Source organism: Chitinophaga qingshengii, assembly GCF_014529935.1.
Taxonomy (GTDB): domain Bacteria; phylum Bacteroidota; class Bacteroidia; order Chitinophagales; family Chitinophagaceae; genus Chitinophaga; species Chitinophaga qingshengii.
Window position 1 is genome coordinate 334,706 of sequence record NZ_JACVFC010000005.1, and the last position, 23,706, is coordinate 358,411.

The 23,706-nt window shown below is 47.2% G+C and carries 22 protein-coding genes; 18 read left to right on the plus strand and 4 right to left on the minus strand.

Translation table 11 applies throughout. The annotated features are described in order from the left end of the window. Positions 1–26 precede the first annotated feature (26 nt). From ICL07_RS28385 to ICL07_RS28455, 15 genes are all read left to right on the plus strand, one after another. A complete protein-coding gene (locus tag ICL07_RS28385; RefSeq protein WP_188091442.1) occupies positions 27–1,013 on the plus strand; it encodes an SDR family oxidoreductase in 987 nt (328 codons plus the stop codon). A gap of 14 nt (positions 1,014–1,027) precedes the next feature. Further along, positions 1,028–2,233, plus strand: a complete 1,206-nt coding sequence (wecB, locus tag ICL07_RS28390) for a non-hydrolyzing UDP-N-acetylglucosamine 2-epimerase (RefSeq protein WP_281389747.1) — start codon at positions 1,028–1,030, stop codon at positions 2,231–2,233. A gap of 11 nt (positions 2,234–2,244) precedes the next feature. Continuing rightward, the gene (locus ICL07_RS32650) at positions 2,245–2,814 is read left to right on the plus strand and encodes an acyltransferase (RefSeq protein WP_343071129.1); all 570 of its coding nucleotides are present in this window, start codon (positions 2,245–2,247) and stop codon (positions 2,812–2,814) included. A 44-nt stretch (positions 2,815–2,858) separates the two neighbouring features. Then, positions 2,859–4,103 carry a polysaccharide pyruvyl transferase family protein gene (locus tag ICL07_RS28400; protein WP_188091443.1) on the plus strand — a complete coding sequence of 415 codons (1,245 nt, stop codon included), beginning with the start codon at positions 2,859–2,861 and terminating at the stop codon, positions 4,101–4,103. Positions 4,104–4,109: 6 nt separating this feature from the next. Continuing rightward, positions 4,110–5,267: a glycosyltransferase family 4 protein gene (locus tag ICL07_RS28405; RefSeq protein WP_188091444.1), complete on the plus strand. Its 1,158-nt coding sequence runs from the start codon at positions 4,110–4,112 to the stop codon at positions 5,265–5,267. 3 nt (positions 5,268–5,270) lie between these two features. Then, the gene (locus ICL07_RS28410; RefSeq protein WP_188091445.1) at positions 5,271–6,563 is read left to right on the plus strand and encodes an oligosaccharide flippase family protein; all 1,293 of its coding nucleotides are present in this window, start codon (positions 5,271–5,273) and stop codon (positions 6,561–6,563) included. 34 nt (positions 6,564–6,597) lie between these two features. Further along, positions 6,598–7,812 carry a glycosyltransferase gene (locus ICL07_RS28415; RefSeq protein WP_188091446.1) on the plus strand — a complete coding sequence of 405 codons (1,215 nt, stop codon included), beginning with the start codon at positions 6,598–6,600 and terminating at the stop codon, positions 7,810–7,812. 87 nt (positions 7,813–7,899) lie between these two features. Continuing rightward, the gene (locus tag ICL07_RS28420; RefSeq protein WP_188091447.1) at positions 7,900–9,198 is read left to right on the plus strand and encodes an O-antigen ligase family protein; all 1,299 of its coding nucleotides are present in this window, start codon (positions 7,900–7,902) and stop codon (positions 9,196–9,198) included. Between the two features lie 22 nt (positions 9,199–9,220). Next, a complete protein-coding gene (locus tag ICL07_RS28425; protein WP_188091448.1) occupies positions 9,221–10,372 on the plus strand; it encodes a glycosyltransferase family 4 protein in 1,152 nt (383 codons plus the stop codon). Continuing rightward, positions 10,362–10,871: an acyltransferase gene (locus ICL07_RS28430; protein WP_188091449.1), complete on the plus strand. Its 510-nt coding sequence runs from the start codon at positions 10,362–10,364 to the stop codon at positions 10,869–10,871. The genes ICL07_RS28425 and ICL07_RS28430 overlap by 11 nt, the downstream gene beginning before the upstream one ends. Further along, positions 10,868–12,094: a glycosyltransferase family 4 protein gene (locus ICL07_RS28435; RefSeq protein WP_188091450.1), complete on the plus strand. Its 1,227-nt coding sequence runs from the start codon at positions 10,868–10,870 to the stop codon at positions 12,092–12,094. The genes ICL07_RS28430 and ICL07_RS28435 overlap by 4 nt, the downstream gene beginning before the upstream one ends. Further along, complete coding sequence (locus ICL07_RS28440) at positions 12,078–12,713, plus strand: sugar transferase (protein WP_281389748.1); 636 nt, start codon at positions 12,078–12,080, stop codon at positions 12,711–12,713. Before ICL07_RS28435 ends, ICL07_RS28440 begins: the two co-directional genes overlap by 17 nt. 38 nt (positions 12,714–12,751) lie before the next feature. Next, a complete protein-coding gene (locus ICL07_RS28445; RefSeq protein ID WP_188091451.1) occupies positions 12,752–13,882 on the plus strand; it encodes an aminotransferase class I/II-fold pyridoxal phosphate-dependent enzyme in 1,131 nt (376 codons plus the stop codon). Further along, positions 13,873–15,081, plus strand: coding sequence for a right-handed parallel beta-helix repeat-containing protein (locus ICL07_RS28450; protein ID WP_188091452.1), 1,209 nt, complete (start codon positions 13,873–13,875; stop codon positions 15,079–15,081). Before ICL07_RS28445 ends, ICL07_RS28450 begins: the two co-directional genes overlap by 10 nt. A gap of 279 nt (positions 15,082–15,360) precedes the next feature. After that, entirely contained in the window at positions 15,361–16,965 is a 1,605-nt protein-coding gene (locus tag ICL07_RS28455; RefSeq protein WP_188091453.1) for a T9SS type B sorting domain-containing protein, read from the plus strand. An 8-nt stretch (positions 16,966–16,973) separates the two neighbouring features. On the opposite strand, the gene ICL07_RS28460 is transcribed toward ICL07_RS28455, so the two are convergent. Further along, the gene (locus ICL07_RS28460) at positions 16,974–17,714 is read right to left on the minus strand and encodes a tyrosine-protein phosphatase (RefSeq protein WP_188091454.1); all 741 of its coding nucleotides are present in this window, start codon (positions 17,712–17,714) and stop codon (positions 16,974–16,976) included. A gap of 43 nt (positions 17,715–17,757) precedes the next feature. Beyond that, positions 17,758–18,231, minus strand: a complete 474-nt coding sequence (locus ICL07_RS28465; protein WP_188091455.1) for a GAF domain-containing protein — start codon at positions 18,229–18,231, stop codon at positions 17,758–17,760. Between the two features lie 353 nt (positions 18,232–18,584). Here ICL07_RS28465 and idi point away from each other — a divergent pair, with 353 nt between their 5' ends. Both idi and ICL07_RS28475 read left to right on the plus strand, forming a co-directional pair. Further along, positions 18,585–19,124: an isopentenyl-diphosphate Delta-isomerase gene (gene idi, locus ICL07_RS28470; RefSeq protein ID WP_188091456.1), complete on the plus strand. Its 540-nt coding sequence runs from the start codon at positions 18,585–18,587 to the stop codon at positions 19,122–19,124. 171 nt (positions 19,125–19,295) lie between these two features. After that, complete coding sequence (locus ICL07_RS28475; RefSeq protein ID WP_188091457.1) at positions 19,296–20,270, plus strand: terpene synthase family protein; 975 nt, start codon at positions 19,296–19,298, stop codon at positions 20,268–20,270. 15 nt (positions 20,271–20,285) lie between these two features. Here the strand turns inward: ICL07_RS28475 and ICL07_RS28480 are convergent, their stop codons facing one another. After that, positions 20,286–21,341 (minus strand): hypothetical protein, encoded by a 1,056-nt coding sequence (locus ICL07_RS28480; protein ID WP_188091458.1) that lies wholly within the window; start codon positions 21,339–21,341, stop codon positions 20,286–20,288. Positions 21,342–21,350: 9 nt separating this feature from the next. Continuing rightward, on the minus strand, positions 21,351–22,079 hold the full coding sequence (locus ICL07_RS28485; protein WP_188091459.1) for a TMEM175 family protein: 729 nt from the start codon (positions 22,077–22,079) through the stop codon (positions 21,351–21,353). Positions 22,080–22,384: 305 nt separating this feature from the next. On the opposite strand from ICL07_RS28485, the gene ICL07_RS28490 reads away from it, so the two are divergent. Next, positions 22,385–23,662, plus strand: coding sequence for a TolC family protein (locus tag ICL07_RS28490; protein ID WP_188091460.1), 1,278 nt, complete (start codon positions 22,385–22,387; stop codon positions 23,660–23,662). Positions 23,663–23,706: the final 44 nt, after the last annotated feature.

Sequence of the window (23,706 nt, forward strand, 5' to 3'; positions counted from 1 at the left end):
TACCTAAATACTATATCGAACTAATTATGTACGAAAAACCTTTCCATACGCAAGACCTTTCTGCGTCCTCTTTTCTGGTAACAGGGGGCGCGGGGTTTATTGGCTCCAACATTGTTGAATACCTGCTTAAATATGGAGCCGCAAAAGTGCGTGTGCTGGATAATTTCTCCACCGGGTCCAGAGAAAATATAGCACCCTTTCTTGATAATAAGGCCTTTGAACTGTTGGAGGGAGATATCCGTAATGCCGACATATGCCGTCAGGCACTGGAAGGCATGGATTATGTGACACATCAGGCTGCGCTGGGCTCCGTACCACGTTCTATCAATGATCCTGTTACCACTAACGAGGTAAATATTTCGGGATTCCTGAACATACTGGTGGCTGCCCGCGATGCCAAAGTGAAACGTATGGTATATGCCGCCAGCTCCAGCACCTATGGTGACCATCCGGGCCTGCCCAAAGTGGAAGACCTCATTGGTAATCCGCTTTCTCCCTACGCGGTGACTAAATATGTCAATGAACTGTATGCATCCGTATTTTCCAGGGTGTACGATTTTCATCCGGTAGGACTGAGATACTTTAATGTGTTTGGCCCCCGCCAGAACCCTAAGGGAGCGTATGCCGCCGTTATTCCATTGTTTATAGACGCCGCTTTGCAAAAAAAGGCGCCTGTCATCAATGGTGATGGTGAAACCAGCAGGGACTTCACTTTTGTGGAAAATGCCGTACAGGCTAACATTAAGGCATTACTGGCGCAAAACATCAACACGGCGGAGATCATCAATATCGCCTTTGGTGAAAGGACTACGCTGAACCAGTTATGGCAGATGGTGAGCGGGTGCGCAAAAATCAATATCGCGCCTGAATACGGAACGGAAAGAAAAGGAGATGTAAAACACAGCCTGGCCGATATTTCCAAAGCACGGCAACTCATTGGCTATGATCCGGAAGTAAGCGTAGCTGCAGGATTACAGCTCACCTACAACTGGCTCGGACGTATCGGTATCTGATTAAAGCTATTCTCATGACAACAGAAATGAATAAAGTATTATTAGTATTTGGTACACGCCCGGAGGCTATCAAAATGTGCCCGCTGATTAAGGAACTGGAAAAGTATCCGGAGATCTTTGACGTGAAAGTGTGTGTAACAGGACAACATCGGGAGATGCTCGACCAGGTGCTGAATATATTTGACATACAACCTGATTATGATCTGAAGATCATGAAACAGGGACAGGACCTTTTTGATGTAACGGTGGGCGTGCTCTCCGGTATGCGGGAGGTACTGGACAACGTGAAACCTGATATCGTACTGGTACACGGAGATACCACTACTTCTACTGCTGCCGCCATGGCCGCATTCTATAAACAGATCCCGGTGGCTCATGTGGAAGCCGGACTGAGAACGCATAATATGTATAGCCCATGGCCGGAAGAAATGAACCGTAGTATCACCGGACGCATTGCTACCTATCATTTCGCACCAACAAAAATTTCCCGGCAAAACCTGCTGGATGAAAACATTAGCAGCGAACAGGTATTCGTTACCGGCAACACCGTACTGGATGCTTTACACCTGGTGCTGGAAAAAATCAACAACGACACGGAAGTGCAAGCCGGCATAGAAGCATTGCTGGTACAGCATGGCCTTGCCTTGCCTTTGCTGTCTGCCTGGAATGGTAACAACACCGACGGACGACGGCTGGTGCTCATCACCGGGCATCGCCGCGAAAACTTCGGCGATGGCTTTAGAAGCATCTGCCTGGCCATCAAAAAACTGGCGGAAAAATATACGGGAGTCGATTTTGTTTACCCTGTACATCTTAATCCAAATGTGCGCAAACCGGTGAATGAAATTCTCGGGGAAGCGGCATTGCCTAACATACATATCATAGCACCGCTGGATTATCTGCCCTTTGTTTACCTGATGAACAAAAGCAGCCTGATATTGACAGACAGCGGCGGGGTTCAGGAAGAAGCGCCCGGTCTCGGAAAGCCTGTACTGGTGATGCGGAATACGACAGAAAGACCGGAAGCGGTAACTGCCGGTACGGTCAAACTGGTAGGCGTGGATGAAAACAAAATATACGATGAGGTGAGTACGCTGCTGGATAACAAGGATGCTTATAACCAGATGGCACAGGCCATCAATCCTTACGGAGATGGTAAGGCTTGTCAGCGTATAGCCAGGATGCTTAATAAAGAGGCGGCCATTGAACAATTCATATAATTATCATAACAGTGAGTATCCTAAGCAGAAAACTGAAAACCCTTATAAAGAAAATCAATAGTTGGGCTAATGATACCCCGCTTTCTTCCTTTAAGCTGGGGAAAAATGTGGTGATCGCACCCGGGATAAAAGCTACTTTCCCCGATAGGGTGCATTTCGGGGACCATATCTATATAGGTCCCAATGCATTGTTATCCAGCCAGGGAGGCCTGTATATCAGCTCCGGTGTAATCATTGGCCCGGATATCAGTATTTATACCGCAAATCACCGCTATGAAGGCGCAACGGCCATTCCCTATGATGGTGCCACGATTCTTAAACCCGTCCATATTAAAGAAAATGTATGGATAGGAGGCAGTGTGATGATTGTGCCGGGCGTAACCATAGGAGAAGGCGCTATCGTGGGAGGTGGTGCAGTTGTTACAAAGGATGTTCCACCCATGGCAGTTGTTGGTGGAAACCCTGCTAAAGTGATTAAGATGAGAGATGAGGAAACGTATCAGCAATTGAAACAACAGCAGCAAATCTACATGCACCTGAAACAGAGCGGGCGGGTAAAATATTTTGAAATAGAGGGGTAATCCTGTTGAATCTTCTACAGGACCTGAAATGAACAGACATAACAATGATGAAGAAACAAAGCATGGATAACATACTGCTGACTGGCTTTTTTGGCGCTGGGAATGTAGGGGATGAAGCTGTTTCCCTGGCAGTGTATGAAGGTGTAAAAGAACAATTACCGGATGCAAAATTCAGCATAGTAACCCGTGACCCAGCCTATACCAGGAACTTTACAGGTATTACAGCCGCAAAGGCGGTGAAAGGTTTTTACCCCTCGCAGGACTTTTGGCTGCGGATATCCAAACATATCGGCAGCGTTAAAAAAAGTGACCTGATCGTTATCGGAGGAGGAGGGATATTGCAGGATGTACACAGCTGGACAACCATTCCCGCGTTTCTTATTCCCGCTTGCCTTGGAATATTATACAACCGCAATGTCATCACCGTAGGCATTGGTGTAGGGCCTGTTAAAAACGGATGGCTGAAAGAACTGATCAGCTTTACCTGTAACAGGATGGCAAAGGTTCAGGTAAGAGACGAGAAAAGTAAAAGAGTATTGATCGAATGCGGCGTGCAGGCTGATAAAATAACGGTAACGGCTGATGTAGTACCCTCACTGAATGTGAAACAGCATGTGTCTGCTCAACAGGTGACAAAACAGGCTCCCGTGGTGGCGCTGGCGTTCCGGAAATGGCCCGACCTGGATGAAGAAGGACTGGTGGCTATTTGCAGTAAACTCATTGAAAAGGGCGTACACATAAAGATGCTGGGATATGAATCGGGACCGGATAAAAAATTTTATGAACAACTGATCATGAAATTCGAACCCAGGCATCAGGGAAAAATCAGTATACACATCCCTGCTGATCTGAAAGATGCTATGCAGGAAGTGCGGAATGCAGATTTTTTGTTCTCTATGCGACTGCATGGGTGTGTTTTCGCCGCAGCAATAGGTACCAGCTTTTATGCGGTGCCTTATGATCATAAAGTGACCGAGTTTATGCGCCGGCTGTCGCTGGAAGATAGAATGATCCCTATGGACTCACTTTCTATAGGGTTTGCTGACAAGATATTGGAAGAGCTGAAGGTAAAAGATGCCGATAAGGCCTGGTCTGCTGCATTTGATATACAACAACAGCTTTCCCGTAACAATTTTACGATGGTACAGGAAGCGCTGGAGAACCAAACAAACTATTCCCGGAAAGACAAATTAACGGCACTGGGATGGATTGGGAAACTGTTGATGAAAGGCCTCGGTACACAATTACAAAGACCTTTCAGATTCGTTTTAAGAAAAATAACAAAATAGGAAATCATGAAAGTGTTAATAACAACACAACAACGGATACCTCATTCCGGCGGACTAAGCACCCATGTCGAAATCCTCATACAGGAGCTGAGATCAAATGGCCATGAAGTCAGGATGATTCAGGGCGGCATGATACAGGCGCCCAAATGGAAAAAGGGCCTCCGTATGCTGCTGACGCTCGGGAACCAGAATAAATTTGTCAGCCAGAATTTCCGGGAGGCACTTTTACGTATCCGCCGGCTGGCAGAACAAGAGATTGCGCAGTTTAAGCCGGATGTTATTCATACGCATGACGTATATGCGTCCTATGCAGTGTTGCAATGCAAAAACCTGAACGGCATACCCGTCATCCAGACTGTTCATGGCCCTGCATTGTACGAGGCGCAAATGGGAGGCGTAGACAAATTGCCGGCGTATAAACAATTGATCATGGACTGTGAAGCGCTCGCGTTTAAAAAAGCGCAGCACTTTATTGCGGTAGATAGTGGCCAGGCCGATATTCTGAAAAATGATTACGGTGTATCGCCCGCCAAAATTGATGTGATGTTCAACTGCGTGCATGTAGGAGAAGTGAGAAGACTAGCAAAAGAACAGATAGACCTGCCGGTAAAGCAGCCTTACTTCCTGGTGCCCCGCCGCCTGGTGGAAAAAACAGGGGTACGGTATGCCATTGAAGCACTGGCACAGGTGAAAGATCCGCGTTGCCAGCTGGCCATAGCCGGACAAGGTCCATTAAGACAGGAACTGGAAGAGCTGGTAGGCAGTCTTAATATCGGTTCCCGCGTGGTTTTCCTGGGACCGGTACCCAGAAACAGATTATTACCGCTGTTTGCCAAAGCGCAAGGTGTAATAGTTCCCTCTGTACCCGCCAGTGGGGTCATTGAAGCTACTTCGCTGGCCGTAACGGAAGCGATGGCTGCGGGCACCGTGCCGGTAGCATCCGGTATCGGCGGACTGGCAGAACTGATTGCCCATAATGATACCGGCTTGCTGGTGAAACCGGCTAATGCGCAGGATCTCGCCAACGCCATGGACCTGTTGCTCCAGGACGATGCACTGCGCAATCAGCTGATAAAAAATGCTACGGAGAAAGTGGAAGGAGATTATTCTTCTGAAACCTGGGCTAAAAAAATCGTTCGGATTTATAAGAAATACGCAAAATAGTTTATGAGTTTTTTACGGAAAAGTATATTCGTTACCGGTGGCCAGATGGCGGGTATCCTGCTGAACATGCTGGGCGGGGTAATATACTCCAGGGCGCTGGGTCCTGGCGGTATGGGGCAGTATGAACTATTTCGCTCTTCTCAAATGGTCGTGGTGACCTTCCTCTCACTGGGAATGGGGAATGCCAGTATTTATTTTCTGAACAACCTGAAATACGCACCCAGTCATATTGTATCCAATACAACAAAGGTATCCTTGTTATTTGGCCTGTTGCTGATAGTGGGGTTTACGGCGGTGATCTTTTTTAATCCCGGCTATTTCGGGAAGGTCTCTTTTATAGTGGCGTTGCTTTTTGCCATGGGCTCTGCCGCACTGGTAAATATTACTACACTCAGGCCGGTATTGGTAGCGCAACTGGCCTCCAAAAGAATGGTGCTGGTGGATATGCTGCCACGTATCATCATCCTGCTGAGCGGATTGCTCATGCTTTGTATCCATCAGAAAAGCCCCGGGTTTGCGATCACGGCCCTGGGCGTAGGGAATGCGGCCGCCTGTTGTACCCTTTTTTATTTTCTCAGGGAACACATCAATTTACGGGCGCCTTTCGACTGGAAAACGCTGGGAGCGCTGCTGAAATACAGTATTAAGTTGTCGGCCTCCAGTTTCCTGTACGTACTCACCGCCAATGTAACGGTGATGCTGCTACGTTATTCCCAGCTGGAAAATTTTAACCAGGTGGGGTTATATACCCGGGCAGTAGCTATCAGCGGTATGATCACCATCATACCTTCTACTGTTGGCCCGCTGCTGTATGCAAAATGGGCGGGACTAAAAGGCGAATTACTGGCTAATCAGGCTCAGTTTGCTATGCGCGTAAGTTCTTCTATCAGTTTTGCTATCTCCGCTGTGGTATTCCTTTTCAGCCGGCAGATCATTCATTTGTTATATGGTCCTGCATTTTATGGCGCTAATGTTGCATTGCGTATCCTGGCGCCCTCCCTGGTATTTATTACGATTACCAGTATTTGCAATAACCTGCTGGCGGGAGATGGTAAAGCCATCATCACCATGTATATCCTGGCCATCACTTTTACGATAGTGGCAGGTGTAACCTGGCTGACAGTGGGAAGGCTGGGTATAGAAGGAGCGGCGCTGGCAGTACTGTGTGGAAATATTTTTTCTGCGGTCGCCAACCTGGTTGTCTGCAACAGGCATTATGGGCTCAACTTCGCCAAATGCGTGGTGGTGAGGCCCTCCGATATAAAAACCATGATGAAATCCTTAAAACTTAAATGATGTTTTTCCGCTGGAGAAACAAATAGTAATAGCTATGAGTAACACTAATAGTCAGAACAAGATCAGAGTGGGTTTCTTTTTCGATGGAGGAGAAGGCGGCGGCGTAGTGGAGTATGTGCGCTTGTTGTTGAATAATATCGACAGGAACAGGTTTATGGCTATCGGAATTTATCTGGGAAATGGCCCCAGCCATGAAGCATTGAAGCATATTTTTGACGAAACTACCATATTAACAAACAAACGCCTGGTCAATGTAGGGAGTGGTAAAACCAGGATGCAGCGGCTGAAAATGAATACCTCCAAATTACTCACCGCTGTTAAAGGAACCCGGCTGCTGGCACGCGCCATGAAAAAGCATCGTATCGATATTATGGACGTCAACTATTTTCCATTGCATATACTGGCGGGAATAGCCAGCCGGATGACAGGCACGCCCTGCCTGTGGCACTGGCATGGTGCAGGCAGACCAACAGGGATGCGGGCTAACATGACGGCTTTTGGCGCCAGGTTCTTCTGTGATAAGATCGCCTCCATTACCCATTTTGTGCATAACAGTCTGCCTGCAGTAGCCAGAAAAAAATCCGAGCTGGTGTATAACGGGGTCGATACGACGAAAATATCCGGTTCCGTGGTGAATGGCCACCTGATGCAGCTGGCCGGTGTGGATGAAAATACCACCCTGGTGGGTATACTCGGTACAGTATCTCCTTTTAAAGGACACGCTTATTTTATTAAAGCGGCAGATATCGTACTGCGGCAATACCCCGATGTCCGCTTTGTGATCATCGGCCGGGAGTCTGCTACGCAAAAAATAAAAGTAGGGTTTGAAGCGCAACTGAGAAAAGAAGTAAGCGCGATGAACAGGGAAAAGGAAATCCTGTTCCTCGGCTATGTGGCTGATCCTTATAAATACCTCCGGGATTGTAAAATTATCTGCACGCCAACTATTCCGTATATGAATTTTCTGGGAGAAGGTTTTGGCCTGGCCGCTGCAGAATGCATGGCGGCCGGGGTGGCAGTGGTGGCTACCAAACTCGGATCTTTCCCGGAAATCATTGAACATGGGAAAAATGGTCTGTTAACGGAGCCTAAAGATGCTGCGGCACTGGCAGCTTCCATCATGGAATTACTGGCAGATGAACCCAAAAGGAAAAGTATAGCCATGGCGGCCCGGCAGCATATTGCTGAAAATTTCGACATAAAAGGGACCAGCAGAAAAATGGAACAGCTATATGAGCGCCTGGTTTAACTATTTACATCAATTTATATTATTGGGATGGCTATAGTAGTGATATTGTTTTTTTTATTTATGATGTATAAAACTGCATTGAATCCAATGACAGGGTTCATTTTTATGTGGTTTGCAATATGGCTGTATCCCAATTCATTGTTATATGGAACATTGCCGTTGAATATACGGTTCGATGACATATTCGTGTTCTTTACGTTTGTTGTATGTATCTATAAAAAGCCTGCCGGTGTCAGGGTATGGGGATTAAGTACTTTCCGGCTCGCATTGGTGTGGTGGCTCCTGCATCTGCTCGGAAACATCAATGGGATGCTGTATGGGGGATGGGGCGCTGCCCAGGAAGTTGTAAAATTCCTGCTGAAAGCTGCCTATGTACCGATGACGGTTGCTATCGCAGCTTCTTTATTAAACAGCTATGCCGATGTAAAGAAGTTTATCAAATGGTTGCTGATAGCCGGTGCTGCGGCAGCATTGCTGGGAGCCGGTACGGTAGTGGCGCCACGTTTGTTTGGTGTGTTCCTGATTCCCAACCAGGACCTCTCTGCGGGCGAAATGCTGGATAATATGGAGGGGGCGATGGAGCTTGCCAGAAGGGCCAGAGGCTCAGTAGGTACCATGGCTACATCCGCTATCTGTTTGTTTTTGTCGGTATTGTCACTGCACCTGCTGGCGATGAAATATTATGTTTTCCAAAGCAAAAAATTCCTGATCCCGGTTTTCATTATCATACTGCTGGGTTTGGCATATACCCAAAGCCGTGGCCCGATGCTGGCCTTTGCGCTGACAGCTTCCGTTATCCTTTTCCGGTCCGAAAACAAAGGCATACTGGTAGGCGCATTGGTTATTGGACTACTGCTGATGGTAACGGACAATCCTATCCGGGAACTTGTAACAGCGAGGTTTACCGGTGCTACCGGCGCTACGGCAGACAGTGGGCTGGATAAACGCTCGGAAGTATGGAGCATGTTCATGGAAAAGTTTGATCCGGTGCTGCTCTTCAATGGTATTGGTGCAGTCATGTCCAAATATATTTATCACGCTACCGCACATAACACTTACCTGGGCGCTGTGATCTATAATGGTGTATGGGGCGTGTGTTTATTTTTTGTGATCGTGATCAGGTCCATCAAATACAGCAGTAAACTGATCCGGCATAAGCGTGAAATATTGTCTGATATTTTTGGACATTATTTCCCGCTGGCATTGATATTTATGTTATTTGTCGGGATGAGTATTGAAGACTTTCAAAATACTATATGCATGCAGCTATACTTGTTATTTATGCTGATCTGCGAAAAACTAATAAGAGCAAATGAGGCCACCGCTGAATCTGCTAAAGATACCGGTAAAGCAGCCCTGATGCCACTTGAAGCACAATTGAATTAATTAACTATTCTATCAATTCTTTATGGCGAACATTTTACTACAAGCTTGGGTGGTATCAAAAAAAGGAAATGAGTATTTCCTGCCGTATACACATTGGGTATACCTGAAGGAAATCGTGCAGTATTATGATAAGGTAGGGCTGCTTTCACCGGTAAAACAATACGCGGACGGAAGCGATTCAGGGCTCGTCTCTATCGCTGATTTTGGCAATGTAATCATCCATGAACTGCCTTACTCCGACAGCTATAAGTCAGCCGTAAAACATTATGGCGCCTATAAAAAGGCTTACCGGGAACTGACGGCTTACGATGTAGTGTATCTGCGTTATCCCACCCCGTTGGGATGGCTGAGCAAACGGTACCTGAAGGACAAAAAGCGGATCATTCATTTCGTTGGAGACCCGATTGATGCTGCCTGGGTAAACCCTAACTTTAAAATACTGAAGAAACTTACGCTGATATCTTTCTTCCTGCCGGAGCATATGGCTTATATGTGGGCCTGTAAAGGCGCAAAGGTGTTTACGAACGGGCATCATCTGCAACAGAAATTGAGCAAATGGAGGATTAACGCAAAAGCCGTTATTTCAACAACGCTGAATACGAAAGATTTTTATGTGGATGAAACCAGACGCATACCGGCTAAAGGCTTGAAATTGTTATATGTCGGGTACCTGCGTAAGGCAAAAGGGGTAGAGGTGGTTATCCGTGCGTTTGAACGGGTACTGCAACGTTACCCCGATGCTACGCTTACCATTGCGGGGTCCGGTGAATTTGAAAAAGAGTTGAAGGCAATGGCCGCCGCAGCAGGGATGAACGGTAAAATAACTTTTCTCGGACATGTGGACAACCGCGATATGCTGAACACGCTTTTCCGTACCCATCATATTTTCTGTTTTGCCAGTTTGTCGGAAGGCTCCCCGAGAGTAGTGCTGGAAGCGATGGCCAATGGAATTAATGTGCTGAGTACGCCGGTGGGTTCGTTGCCATCGGTGTTTAAAGAAGGGGTGGATATTACCTATGCCGGGTTTAACGATGACGAGGGCTTTTTTAAGAAGATCTGTTATCTGGTGGAAAATCCCGAAGAGGCATATGCTGTTGCAAACAGGGCGCAGGAAAAAGTAAGGGAGTTTACTATCCAGCATTTTATCAAAAACATTTTTTCCTATGAAAGTTAAGCTGTCTATATTATATGCATGGCTGGTGCGTACGGCAACGTTACTCTTGCCGAACATACCGGTGTTCATGCGCTTCAGAGGTTTTTTATATTCTCTCATGATGAAACGTTGTGGCCGCAATTTCCAGGTAACTTCTACGGCTATACTGAATTCTTTGTCAGGCCTTACGGTGGGGAATGATGTGTACATAGCGCACAATTGCGTGCTGATTGGACTGGATATTGAAATAGGGGATAAGGTATTGGTGGGGCCCAACTGTATTATTTCATCGGCTAACCATACTTTCCTGCAGGATGCTTACCGGTTTGGTAAATCGGATCCCAGGCCGGCAAAAATAGGGAGCGGCTCCTGGATCGCCGGCAACTGTTCAGTGATTGGCGGCAGCGTACTGCCTCCTATGTCGGTATTAGGTGCGGGTTCTGTACTCAATAAACCATTTACGGAGGCACGGGGCCTGTATGCAGGTGCGCCGGCGGTGCTCATAAAGAAATTACAATGAGGATTCTATATATACACCAGTATTTTACCTTACCCGCCGCTGCCGGCGGTACCCGGTCGTATGACCTGTCAAAGCGTTTTACGCAGGCGGGCCATCAGGTGGTGGTCATTACCAGCAGCTCTTTTCTGAAGGGTATGCGTGATTTTCCGAAAGGCTGGACCGTCATGGAACATGAAGGGATAGAGCTGCATGTGCTGCATGTGGAGTACAGTAATAAAATGAGTTTTTCAAAACGTATATCCGCCTTTTTGAAATTCCTGGTGTTTGCTTCCCTGCGCACGTTCAAAGTCAAAGCAGATGTGGTTTTGGCTACGTCAACGCCTATTACGGTGGCGGTTCCTGCCATTACGGCGCGCATTTTTAAACGGATGCCTTTCATTTTCGAGGTAAGGGATGTATGGCCGGAAGTCCCGGTGGCAATGGGTATCATCAAAAATAAAATGGTCATACGGCTGTTGGAAGGGTTTGAAAAATATATCTACCGGAAATCAGCACATATCGTCGCGCTATCCGATGATATGAAAACATCGGTACAGCAGCGCGTAAATATCGCGGACAAAAAGTTATCCGTCATTACCAATATTTCAGAAACAGAACGTTTTTCCAGGTATACCCGAACAGGTGGTATGCTGGCAGGACTGCTCGGCTATACGCCGCGTAAAGTAGTGCTGTATGCCGGTACATTGGGAATGGTAAACGGACTGAAATACATGACAGACCTGGCTATCCATAGTTATAAAATAGATCCCTCCATTAAATTCATCATTTTCGGTGATGGTATGGAGAAAGAGAAATTAATGCAATATGCGCGGGAAAATGGCGTGTTGAATGAAAATATTTATTTCTTCGACCCGGTGCCTAAGTCGCAGCTATCGCAATTATACTACGAATGCACGGTGGCTTCCTCTTTTGTGATACCGGTTCCGCAGTTGTGGGCTAACTCGGCCAATAAGTTTTTTGACTGCCTGGCTGCCGGTCGCCCGGTGGTGATTAATCATCGCGGTTGGCAGGCTGCTGTAATAGAACAGGAAAATGTAGGCTTTGTACTGAACTATGATATAAAGGATATCGCCGGTGAAGCGCTGCGTTTCTGTATTTATTTAAACAACGATCCCTTGCTGGAGCTGCAACGGGAAAATGCGGTGCGGCTGGCGAGAAAGTCCTACTCGCTGGATATTGCCGCCGCTCATTACCTGAAAATATTACATGATGTTGTATCGTAAACTGCTAAAGCCGCTGATCGATTTTTTGCTGGCCTTGTCAGCTTTTATCCTGTTGTTGCCCGTTTTTTTAACGGTGACGCTTATACTCTGGTTTTCAAACGGAGGAACACCCTTTTTTACCCAGCTCCGTCCGGGGCTGAATGGGCGCATCTTCCGGCTCATCAAATTTAAGACGATGAATGATAAAAAAGCGGCTGACGGAAGCCTGTTGCCGGATGAGCAACGGATGACTAAAATAGGAGGACTGATCAGGAAAACATCGCTGGATGAGATCCCGCAACTACTGAATGTGATAAAGGGAGATATGAGCCTGGTAGGCCCGAGACCATTGCTGGTGGACTACCTGAGCCTGTATAGCCAGGAGCAGTTAAGAAGGCATGAGGTTAAACCTGGTATTACCGGATGGGCACAGGTGAACGGCCGGAATGCGATCAGCTGGGAAAAAAAATTTGAATATGATGTATGGTATGCGGATCGTCTCTCACTGCTACTGGATATAAAAATAATGTGGATGACTGTTGTGAAAGTATTTAAATCGGAAGGTATCAGTCAGAACGGGCATGTTACCGCGGAGCGGTTTAGGGGAACCGGCAATCAGCAACTTCATGCAGCCGAATAATTAAAAATAAACCATTGAATATTGAAAAACCTAATGATATGAACGAAAAGATATGGTTATCATCCCCGCATATGGGAGGACAGGAATTGGAATATGTGAAAGATGCCTTTCAAAGTAACTGGATCGCTCCTTTAGGCCCAAATGTTGATGGATTTGAACAGGATTTGGCAAAATATACGGGCTCCCCGCATGTAGCAGCATTGTCAGCGGGTACAGCCGCTCTTCATCTGGCGTTGATTTTGCTGGATGTCAAAAACGGAGATGAAATATTATGCCAGAGCATGACATTTTCTGCCTCTGCCAACCCGATTGCTTATCAGGGAGCTACACCGGTTTTTATAGACAGTGAAAAAGATACCTGGAATATGGACCCTGTATTATTGGAGGAAGGTATTAAGGACCGTAAGAGAAAAGGCAGGAAGCCGAAGGCCATTATTCCGGTACATCTGTATGGTATGCCGGCAAAGATGAAGGAAATACTGGCTGTTGCTGAAAAGTATGATATTCCCGTAGTGGAAGATGCAGCAGAAGCCCTGGGATCCCTTTATCAGGGAAAAGCCTGTGGTACACTCGGTGAAATGGGTATCCTTAGTTTTAACGGCAATAAGATCATTACCACCAGCGGTGGCGGCGCATTGATCGGAGCAAACGGAGACCAGATAAAAAAGGCTAGGTTCCTGGCCACACAGGCAAGGGACAATGCACCACATTACGAACATACGCATATTGGGCATAATTACAGGATGAGTAACATCTGTGCTGGTATTGGACGGGGACAGATGTTGGTGGTTGATGATCATGTGGAAAAACGCCGTCGGAATTTTGACTACTATGTGAGCGAGCTGGCAAGTTTACCCGGTATTAGTTTCCTGCAGGAACCGGAAGGCAGTTTCAGTAACCGGTGGCTCTCTACAATCCTGGTCGACAAAAAAGAGAGTGGAGGTGTAGACCGTGAAACAATCAGACTGGCGCTGGAAAAAGAGAACATTGAAACAAGACCGCTGTGGAAGCCCATGCATCTGCAACCTGTTTTCTCCGATGCACCCGCGTATGTAAATGGAGTGGCGGAGAAGCTTTTTGATGATGGCCTTTGTCTTCCCAGTGGCTCTAATCTGACAATGCAGCAATTGGAAAGTATTGTTCTAAATATCAAAAAATTATGGGACTAAAAATCAATACTGCCCTTCACTTCGCCAAGGGGAAAAAGATGGCGCTGGCAGCGCTGCTATTGTTGTCAGGGGTAGGATACCTTTCATCCAATGCGCAATTCCCGCCCTTCAAATACAACGACGGCATCGCGGGCAGGTATGTAAATAAACAGGATGCCGCCACTTTCAGAAGTAAGGCCGCTACCTTGTCTGCCGGTGCATTTGATCTCACCGGTGTGTTGCCGGCGGGTTATGTAAAGGATGGGACAGTAGATTATACCAGTTATCTGCAAAAAGGGATGGATGAACATAAAACGGTCATCTTCCCCGATTTTCCTGTGTTGATCAGCGATAAGGGGTTGACCGTCGGAAACGGCGCCAATATTATCTTTAAGCCCGGTTCGAAGGTTTTGTTGCAACCTACTGCAAAGGATACCTACGAAATGCTAAGGGTGCATAATGTACAAAATGTGAATATATACTGCCCGGTACTGGAAGGTGATCGTAAGGGCCACATGGGCAATACCGGACAGTGGGGAATGGGTATCGCTATCCGGGCTTCCAAAAATGTAAATGTCTATGCTCCGCAGGTCTCCAATTGCTGGGGTGATGGCATTTACGTAGGAGGCCTTAAAGATGTTACCAGCTCCAATATCAATATTTACAACGCCTGGCTCAATTTTAACAGACGTAACGGGATGTCCATTTCTTCAGTGGATGGTTTGAAACTGATAAGACCGGTCATCTCCAACACTTACGGCCAGGCGCCCATGTGCGGGATCGATATTGAACCCAATAACAATAATGATGTAGTAAACAATGTGACGATGGATAACCCGGTAACACTGAATAATGCAAAACATGGGATCAACATCTCATTATTCAGACTGATCGGCCCCAGTCCTAAAGACGTGAATGTAACGATCCGCAATCACCAGGACGATGGTTCTGCTGTTGCTTTTGCAATGGGCGGACTAAAACCACATTACGACGTGCCTCCTATGAAGGGCACTATTGAGATCATCGATCCGGTTTGGAAGAATAACGTGGAGAGGGCTTTCCGAAGCTATAAACCGAATGGATACGCGCCCTCAGTGAAGTTTACCAAGGTATCCGTTTTGAAAACCGACCGCGACGGCAGAGATAAACCTGATCCGCAAAGTTTTATGCTGATGAAAAAAACGATCTCCAGCGAAAGTAAAATGAGTATACAGGATTAATTGTAATACATACTTCCTCTGCCTTCCAGGGAATGGCAGAGGAAGTTTTCCCTCAAACGCCTTAGTCCCTATCCGGCCTCCGGATCACTTTTTCTTCCTATTGTACGGATCCCTGCCATTCGCCTGGATGGTATATTAAATTTAAGAGAACAACTTTTTTCTTTAATTGATATCCAAATGTTTTATATATTTGTGTTAAATATATATGTGTACGGCTTATAACCAATAAAACATCTTTCAAAAGCCGGACGTTTTAGGTAAAGTGGTTACTATTATCTTATGAAAAAATTGCTATGTTATTGTCATAGCCGGAATGTTTACAGGGAATCTATTTGCAGCAGTTTATCAATTCGTCCGTATCTTTTCTGGAACACCTTATTAGTTGTTGTATGTTTCTTATGGGGGAAGCCGGGAAAAGCGCAGGATATCAGCCTGAGAAATCCTTCGCTGGAAGGGGTAGCGGGGCAGGGAAAAGTTCCGCCATCCTGGATTACTGCCATGAATACACCTGATACGCAACCAGGAATTTTTGACATTGCTGTACCTGCATCTGACGGAAACACCTACATCGGTTTACACAGCGGCCCCTTGTGGCCGGAGGGTATTGCCCAGGAATTATCCCTTAAAGGGGGCCGTAGCTATACGGTCTCCATGGACCTTGCATTCGCCTCTTTTTATGCGTACAGGGCCTGTTATGGCAATATGGCCATTTATGCAGGCAATGCTCCGGGAGATACTGCCGAGCTGCTCTGGCGCTCAGGTCCGTTTTATCATACCGACTGGAAACGATACAACGCTGTCTTTAACCCGTCAAAGGACTATAAATACATTTCATTCTGGGCCGACGCTGGTATTCCCTGTGATAGAAGTGATTATGGATCTGTTATACTGATGGATAATTTGTCTGCCTTCATCAGGGAGATTCCGCAGATCATCATTTCCACTGTCCGTACCTGTAAAGGCGCTGCCAACGGTGAAGCGACGGTAAAGGTAGTGAGCGGTGCCACAAGCTGTACTTACCGGTGGGAGCCGGGCGGACAAACCAGCACCCATGTTGAAGGTCTTGCTGCCGGTCGCTACGAGGTCACCGTTACAGCTCCTAACGGAACCGGCACCAGGGCGCAGGTTACTATTGAAGAAACTGACCTGAAAAATGAACTGGTTATCCGGCCGTCTCTCTGTCACGGAGACAACCAGATAGAGTTGACGTTAAATACCACCGGTGGCATCCCTCCTTATCGTTATTATTTTAATGGCTCCCTGCATCCCAGCTACTCCGGAGTTTTTAAGGAGTTGCATCCGGGAAACTATAATGTGATCGTAAAAGATGACCATGGCTGTGAGGATAAGCTCTCACAAATACCCTTAAAAGAACCTGACCCATTGCAGATCATAACTGTCAATGTAAAGGCGCTGAGCTGTAGCGACACCAAAGACGGCCGTATCAGCCTGGACATTGCCGGTGGCGTTGTTCCCTATTCATTCAGCCTGCAGCCTGGTAGCTGGCAAAACAGTAATGAATGGCGCCAGCTGGACGCAGGCCGCTATTATTTTGAAGTAAAAGATAAGAATGGATGCCATGTTAATGGCAATACGGAGGTGCTGAGAAACGACCGCACCTGCGCGGTATATGTGCCCACCGCTTTTAGTCCGAATGGCGATGGGGTGAATGACCTGTTCCGTGCAAAGATTAATGATGACGTGTCTGCATTCAGGATGACTGTTTATAACCGCTGGGGCGCTGTTGTATTTGATAGTACAAACCCCGAGGCCGGCTGGAACGGAGCAAGGGAGCCAAACGGATCTTATGTGTGGGTGGTTATCTATACCGACAGTAAAAACCAGGCGCGGAAACAAACAGGAACACTGGTATTGATAAGATAACCGTACACCTATAGTGTACGGTTCTTAAACGGATATTTTTCCAGCAAAGCCCGGAGCTTTTTGTTTTTGCCGATCTGTGTTATGGCATGAAGATGTTTATCATGATGCAGGTCGGTACCGATATAATCAATCATATCATGTTCTATCAGCTTTTCAGCGGCCTGCTGGATATGTTTTCCATAATACCCTGTAAGGGAAAGCAGGTTGACCTGAAAGAGACAGCCCCATTGTTTAAACTGGCGGTAGCTGTCGAAATCGTGATGACAATAATTATAACGTTCCGGATGCGCCAGCAGGGGCAGGTATCCCTGTGCTGCCAGCTCGAAGATCCATCGGTGCAATTGCGGGGGAGCAGACATGAAGGACATTTCCACCAGCACCAGTTTACCTGTCAGTGTAAGTAAAGGCCGCTGCATCAGTTCTTCGAACTGTTCATCCATAAAATACTCTGCTGCATAATGGAACGGAATATTGAGCCCTTTCGCTTCCAACGCGGCAGATACTTCCCGGTAGGGGCCTGCCATGGTTTGTGCGGAATTGGGATACCGGTCCATCATCACATGAGGGGTGGTAATTATTTTCCTGATCCCCATATGATGCAGTTGTTCTATAAAATGCACAGCAGTATCCGTATCGGGTACGCCATCATCGATACCTGGTAACAGATGTGAGTGAATATCCGTTTCCATGAACGACAGCAGCTCCGTAAGCTGCCCGCTTTCTTTGGGTTTGTTGCGGAATAAAAACATAATAGGTTTCCTCTAAAGAATATGGCAAAAAAAAATCACTGAGCTATATCATAATCAGTGCCACAATTTCTTCCAGAAATTGCCGGTCTGTTTCATCAAAACCGGAAAGCTCATCACTGTCTACATCCAGTACGCCTGCTACTTCACCGGCTTTCATCAAAGGAACCACGATTTCAGACCTGGAAAGGCTGCTGCAGGCTATATGGCCGGGGAAGGCGGCTACATCCGGTACAATCAGTGTAGCTGCTTGTGCCCAGCTGGTGCCACATACCCCTCTTCCCTTGCGGATCCGGGTGCAGGCTACCGGTCCCTGAAAAGGCCCCAGTACCAATTCGTCCCCTTTCACCAGGTAAAACCCTACCCAAAACCAGCCAAACTGCTCTTTCAATGCCGCGGCTACATTCGCCAGATTAGCTACCAGGTCCGGTTCCCCTGTCAGCAATCCCTTTATCTGAGGGATGAGCGACTGGTATTGTGTGGCTTTGTCTCCCTGAATGATCTGTAAGTCTTCTGCCATTTTTTTGTAGTAAAGATACACGCAAAGGCGCAAAGCAGCAAAGTGCGCAAAGATTTTGCTTCAGTCCTTTTTGAGTATTTTGTGCATACTTTCTGCCCTTTTTCTAAACCCATTTTTGCCCCTGGGATTCTGTATATAGGTATATCTTCTGTTCCAATGAGCGTTATAAAGTCCGGTAAGTAGTCGCGCTCTTTGCGCGCTTTGCTGCTTTGCGCCTTTGCGAGATTTTTTTCACTTTTCCCGTTATTATCGTATATTTATCTGAGTAACCATTAAAGAGAACAGGGCTCGTTTTTTATTAATCGCGATCATTTCTGACAGCTAACAGCTTTATTAAATATCTTTGCTACACTATGAATCAACCTGAAGTTATATTAGTGACTGAATCCGATGAAGCTATTGGTACCATGGAAAAAATGGAAGCGCACCGTAAAGGTCTGTTGCATCGCGCTTTCTCTGTATTTATTCTGAATGATGCCGGAGATATTTTGTTACAACAACGGGCACTGGGTAAATATCATTCTCCCGGCCTGTGGACGAACGCATGCTGCAGTCATCCCTTCCCTGGTGAAACTACCCTGGACGCCGCTCACCGCCGCCTGATGGAGGAAATGGGCTTCGACTGCCCCCTGGAAGAAATTTTTGCCTTTACCTATAGAACAGCTTTTGACAACGGTCTTATTGAGCACGAATATGATCATGTGCTGATAGGAATTTACAACGGTACAATCCAGCCCGACAGCTTGGAAGTAAATGACTACCGGTATATGCCGGCCCATCAGGTCCTGGAATCAATGGAACAGGAGCCCGACCGCTTCACCATCTGGTTTCAGCTGGCATTCCCCAAGGTACTGGAACACCTGAACAGGCCCGTCGCTACTACCGGTATGTAATTCACCCTGTACTTTATTGTTACCTCTCATTTGCTGTTAACCGAAGCAAGCCGACTTTACTATGCCAACAGGTTTGGTAGGCCCCTCGCATGCCTGCCCGCCTGCATTTACCCTACTGTCACCTATGCCATTTCATAACCCTTAATAGTTAACTGTTAAATCCTCAGACACATGACAACGATCCAGTTCCCCCGGATCCAGTATCCGTTTCCTTCCCGTTTGAATTCCCAGGTGGCGGCTGCCCAGCAACATGTTGAAGACTGGGTGCATCATCATGGTTTATTGTCTACTGACAAAGCGCGGACCCGCTTTGCCAAAGCCCGGTTTGCCTGGCTGGCTGCCCGCGCTTTCCCGGATGCTGCCCTGCATGAACTCTGCATTATCGCGGATTTTAACACCTGGCTGTTTATCCTCGATGACCAGTGCGATGAGGCGGAAGCAGGCAAACAATCCGGCTTCCTGCGCAGCGTAATGGCTGGTTTTATGGAGATACTGCGCAGCCCCGATCCCCATACGCCGGTTAATGACGCGCCACTGCCATCAGCGCTCATCAGCATCTGGGAACGTATGAAAGCTATCAGCTCGCCTGCCTGGCAGCAACGCTTCATTACCAGCATGGAAGACTATTTTAATTCCTGCCTCTGGGAAGCGGAAAACCGCGAAAAGCGTATAGTCCCCACCGTGAGCGATTATGTCCGTATGCGTCCCTATACCGGCGCCCTCCTGGCGGATGTGGAGGCGATAGACATTATTGAGAAAATTTACCTGCCGCAGCAGCTGTTGCAAAATGCCCTGCTCAAACGGATGGTACAGGCCTGTAATAATATTGTATGCTGGTCCAACGATCTCATCTCTTTCCCTAAAGAACATAAAGCAGGCGACGTACATAACCTGGTACTGGTACTGCAGCATGAACATCAATATTCGCTGCAGGAAGCGGTAGACGAGGCTGCCCGTATGCACAATGAAGAGGTAGCCATTTTTATGGTGCTGGAAAAACTGCTGCCGCTCAGCGGTAACGAAAAGGATTACGAATTGTTGCGGTATGTGTCGGTATTGCGTTCCTGGATCAGCGGAAACTTCGACTGGAGCATGAAAGATACCGGGCGTTACAACGCTATGATGAAGGAATATATCAACGCCTGAAACGCTGGTAATAGATTAGCCCCGGGCTTTGGTCCGGGGTTCTTTGCGTTTGTTCACGTATTTTTCTAACCACTTGCCCAGCCACCAGAAGGAGATAGCCAGCACGGAGAAAAACAGCCCTTTGTTGGTTCTGTCCCACAGGTACTCAAAATAACGGGTGTAAAGATCCAGCAACAGGAAAATAACGCCAAGGTCGCGTAACAGATCGTCTTTGGTGCGGATGCCCAGCAGGAGGGTAAGGACACACTGTGCGCTGAAGACAACCACCCACGATAACAGGTGTACCTGCCGCAACGCCTGCCATTCCTCCCAGGTACCGCAGTTACCGAAAATGGAAATCAACCAGCCGGACAACATAAACAACAACCAGCCGCCACCCCAGGTAATTTCTTTGGCGGGCAGGAAGATAGCGGTACGTTTCATCAGCCAGCCGGCGCCGATCATGATCGCTCCCAGCAAGGCCATACGGCAGGGGAGGTTCATGCCCAGGAAATAAGGCGCGTCACCGGTGATATAATAAGTCAGTTTTACGTAAGCCGGTATCAGGCAGAGCAGCGTGGCAATCCACAATAACCGGGAATGCAGGGTGAGGGCTATGGTAGCGTATACAAGCGTGGCCAGCAGCCAGAAAATACCATAGTTGCCACCCAGGTAAGCCATGCTTTTGCCCAGGTATACTACGGTCACGCCTGTACTGAGTATAGGCAACAACCAGAAAAGTTCACGGTTAAACGAAAAAGCAGGCTGATGCCGGTTACGGCGCCAGCCCTGATAACAGAGAAATACAGTCAGCCCGGCAAACAGGAACGCAATTACCCCGTCTGTCAGTGAGAATTTCTTCCGCAACACCTCAATCCATTTCTCATCCAGCACCAGCGACCCGAAAGCCATCAGGGCACAGGAAATGGCGGCAATGAAAATATAAAGGGTGATCGTTTGCCAGTCGTTGGTCCGGATGGAATAGCTTTTTTGCAGTTCCCCGGCCTGCTCGTCAGTTATCAGCCGGTCCTGCTGCCACTGGCGGATCATGCGATGTAACAACTGTCCATCTCTTTTATCTACTTCCATCATAACAGGTTATCAGCTGGGTTTATCCTTGTCTTTGTCCTTATCTCCTACATGCACCAAACGAAGGGTATTACGTTTTTTGATCTTCAGCCGGAAATGATTGTAAAAAATCAACACCGGTATCATCATCAGGCTCAGACGCTGTGCCATGGGATTATCAGGGTAAATGAAATAGACCATGGCGATGGCGGTAAAACCAAAGGTCATCGTCAGAAAACTAAATTTTAACCGCTGGTACAGCAATTCCTTTTCTGTATGCAGCCCAGGCACCACCAGTCCGGGTTTGCGCTGGAAAATATAGTAGCTGATCCAGAACAGCCCCGCCAGGCAACCTGCCAGGTTAGCCAGGTAGATGTACAACGGCAGCAAAAAATGAGCGGTCCTGTGCATCAGTGCGCCGGTAGAAAAAGGAAAAGAGACAATAAAAAACAGGAAAAAGAGGTTGCGGTGAATCAATCCATCATCATAATGCTGTAAAAACCGGCACAGGTGAAGATGCCATTTCCAGAACGTACCGATGAACATAAAACTCATCGCAAAAGTGAAAAACTCCATCAGAAACGGCGTTAACACCTCTCTATAGCCGCCTGCAGGCAACTGCGCCGGAATCTCCGGCAATTTGATTTCGATGATTAACAGGGTAATGGCAATCGCAAATACCGCATCGCTGAACAACACTGCCCTGTCGAGCTCAAATTCACGGTGTGCAGGCTTGGATTCCTTGATAACTGACATAGACATAAGAAAAACGTATAGCTTTTCGGCAATATACGAAAAGCTGCAGAAAGCTCTCCGCTGCTGTTTTTTTAAATCCGGTAGTTTCGTATATTCGGGTAGCAGCATTTTCCTGTGCGACCGCCTCCGGTCAGATTTCCTTCATGCGTTGCGGCCTTGTCAACCGTTGGAGCTGCTTTTACAACCTTTTCTTTTTTCAGTTGTTAGGTATCTATCAATCATCATATACTTTCAATGTTATAAGTATGCGTTGTACCCTTTTATTGATTTCTACACTTTTTTTGTCAGGATTAAATACCACTTACGGGCAGATGGATACAACCAGGGGGAATTACAGCTTTAACCTGGCCGACTGCATACAATACGGGATCGCGCATCATCACGACATGGTAAATGCCAGCCTGGATGTGGACTTTTCTAAGGAACAGGTAAAGGAAGCCACAGCTAAACTGTTTCCGCATGCGGATATCAATGCCAATTTCACCGACAACCTGAAACTGGCCACCTCCCTGATTCCTGATATTGCCAATGGTAACTACGATAAAAAAATTCCCGTGCAGTTTGGTACCCGGTTCTCTTCCAGCGCCAGCGGACAGGTGAACCAGACCCTCTTCCAAAGTGACTATTTTGTGGGACTGAAAGCTGCCCGCGTTTACCGCGGACTGGCCACTAAAACACGCACCCGCACGGAAATAGATACCAAAGTGGCCATCATCAAGGCCTACTATTCGGTACTCACCAACCAGGAAAACATCCGCCTGTCCAAAGCCAATCTCGATCAACTGCGAAAAACCCTTTCCGATACCAAAGCCCGCTACGATGCCGGCGTGGCCGAAAGGGTAGACGTAGACCGGATACAGGTGTCCTACAATAACGGCGTTACCCAGATCGAAAACCAGATACGGGAACTCGTATATACGATGCAGTTACTCAAGTTCCAAATGGGTATGCCCCAGGAAAGTAATCTCGAACTCCGTGAAACAGTCAAGGACCTCAATGTGGAGTCCTTTGCTGCCGATACGATCAACTATAGAGTGGAAGACCGCGTGGAATACGGTATCCAGACCACCCAGATCGCCCTGGATGAACTGAACCTGAAAAACAAAAAAATGGCCTATCTGCCTAAACTGAGCTTTTTCCTCAATTATGGGGTCAACTGGTTCTCTACGCAGTTCGGCGACCTCTATAAAACCGGTTTCGGCGCGTCTGCTCTGGGGTTCAACCTCTCCTGGTCCATTTTTACCGGTACCGAAAGGCTCCACCAGATCAGGGAACTGGGTATCACCCTGAAAAAATCAGAAAACGACCTCGACTTCCTGACGCAGCAGATAAAACTGGAAGTGCAAAGCGCCAATACATCTTACCAAAGCAATAAAGCCACCTTCGTTACACAGAAAACAAATATGACACTAACGCAGGGCATATACGACCGCATCGTACTCAAATTTGAACAGGGCGTAGCAACCAGCCTGGATGTGATTTCGGCAGAAAGCCAGCTTACCCAGGCCCGGACAGACTACGTCAACGCCATGCTGAACACCCTGATCAGTAAAACAGATCTGGACAAAGCAACCGGCAGAATCCAATAATCAAACAATTATTAATTTTTTCTCCATATGTACCTGAAATCAAA

Bases quoted from the DNA above. Each gene is read 5' to 3' on its own strand.
- wecB (WP_281389747.1), top strand. From the start codon at position 1,028: ATGACAACAGAAATGAATAAAGTATTATTAGTATTTGGTACACGCCCG.
- ICL07_RS28400 (WP_188091443.1), top strand. From the start codon at position 2,859: ATGATGAAGAAACAAAGCATGGATAACATACTGCTGACTGGCTTTTTT.
- ICL07_RS28405 (WP_188091444.1), top strand. From the start codon at position 4,110: ATGAAAGTGTTAATAACAACACAACAACGGATACCTCATTCCGGCGGA.
- ICL07_RS28475 (WP_188091457.1), top strand. From the start codon at position 19,296: ATGACAACGATCCAGTTCCCCCGGATCCAGTATCCGTTTCCTTCCCGT.
- ICL07_RS28450 (WP_188091452.1), top strand. From the start codon at position 13,873: ATGGGACTAAAAATCAATACTGCCCTTCACTTCGCCAAGGGGAAAAAG.
- ICL07_RS28415 (WP_188091446.1), top strand. From the start codon at position 6,598: ATGAGTAACACTAATAGTCAGAACAAGATCAGAGTGGGTTTCTTTTTC.
- ICL07_RS28410 (WP_188091445.1), top strand. From the start codon at position 5,271: ATGAGTTTTTTACGGAAAAGTATATTCGTTACCGGTGGCCAGATGGCG.
- ICL07_RS28445 (WP_188091451.1), top strand. From the start codon at position 12,752: ATGAACGAAAAGATATGGTTATCATCCCCGCATATGGGAGGACAGGAA.
- ICL07_RS28385 (WP_188091442.1), top strand. From the start codon at position 27: ATGTACGAAAAACCTTTCCATACGCAAGACCTTTCTGCGTCCTCTTTT.
- ICL07_RS28490 (WP_188091460.1), top strand. From the start codon at position 22,385: ATGGATACAACCAGGGGGAATTACAGCTTTAACCTGGCCGACTGCATA.
- ICL07_RS28435 (WP_188091450.1), top strand. From the start codon at position 10,868: ATGAGGATTCTATATATACACCAGTATTTTACCTTACCCGCCGCTGCC.
- ICL07_RS28480 (WP_188091458.1), bottom strand. From the start codon at position 21,341: ATGATGGAAGTAGATAAAAGAGATGGACAGTTGTTACATCGCATGATC.
- ICL07_RS28440 (WP_281389748.1), top strand. From the start codon at position 12,078: ATGATGTTGTATCGTAAACTGCTAAAGCCGCTGATCGATTTTTTGCTG.
- ICL07_RS28420 (WP_188091447.1), top strand. From the start codon at position 7,900: ATGACAGGGTTCATTTTTATGTGGTTTGCAATATGGCTGTATCCCAAT.
- ICL07_RS28485 (WP_188091459.1), bottom strand. From the start codon at position 22,079: ATGTCTATGTCAGTTATCAAGGAATCCAAGCCTGCACACCGTGAATTT.
- idi (WP_188091456.1), top strand. From the start codon at position 18,585: ATGAATCAACCTGAAGTTATATTAGTGACTGAATCCGATGAAGCTATT.
- ICL07_RS28455 (WP_188091453.1), top strand. From the start codon at position 15,361: ATGAAAAAATTGCTATGTTATTGTCATAGCCGGAATGTTTACAGGGAA.
- ICL07_RS28430 (WP_188091449.1), top strand. From the start codon at position 10,362: ATGAAAGTTAAGCTGTCTATATTATATGCATGGCTGGTGCGTACGGCA.
- ICL07_RS28460 (WP_188091454.1), bottom strand. From the start codon at position 17,714: ATGTTTTTATTCCGCAACAAACCCAAAGAAAGCGGGCAGCTTACGGAG.
- ICL07_RS28425 (WP_188091448.1), top strand. From the start codon at position 9,221: ATGGCGAACATTTTACTACAAGCTTGGGTGGTATCAAAAAAAGGAAAT.
- ICL07_RS28465 (WP_188091455.1), bottom strand. From the start codon at position 18,231: ATGGCAGAAGACTTACAGATCATTCAGGGAGACAAAGCCACACAATAC.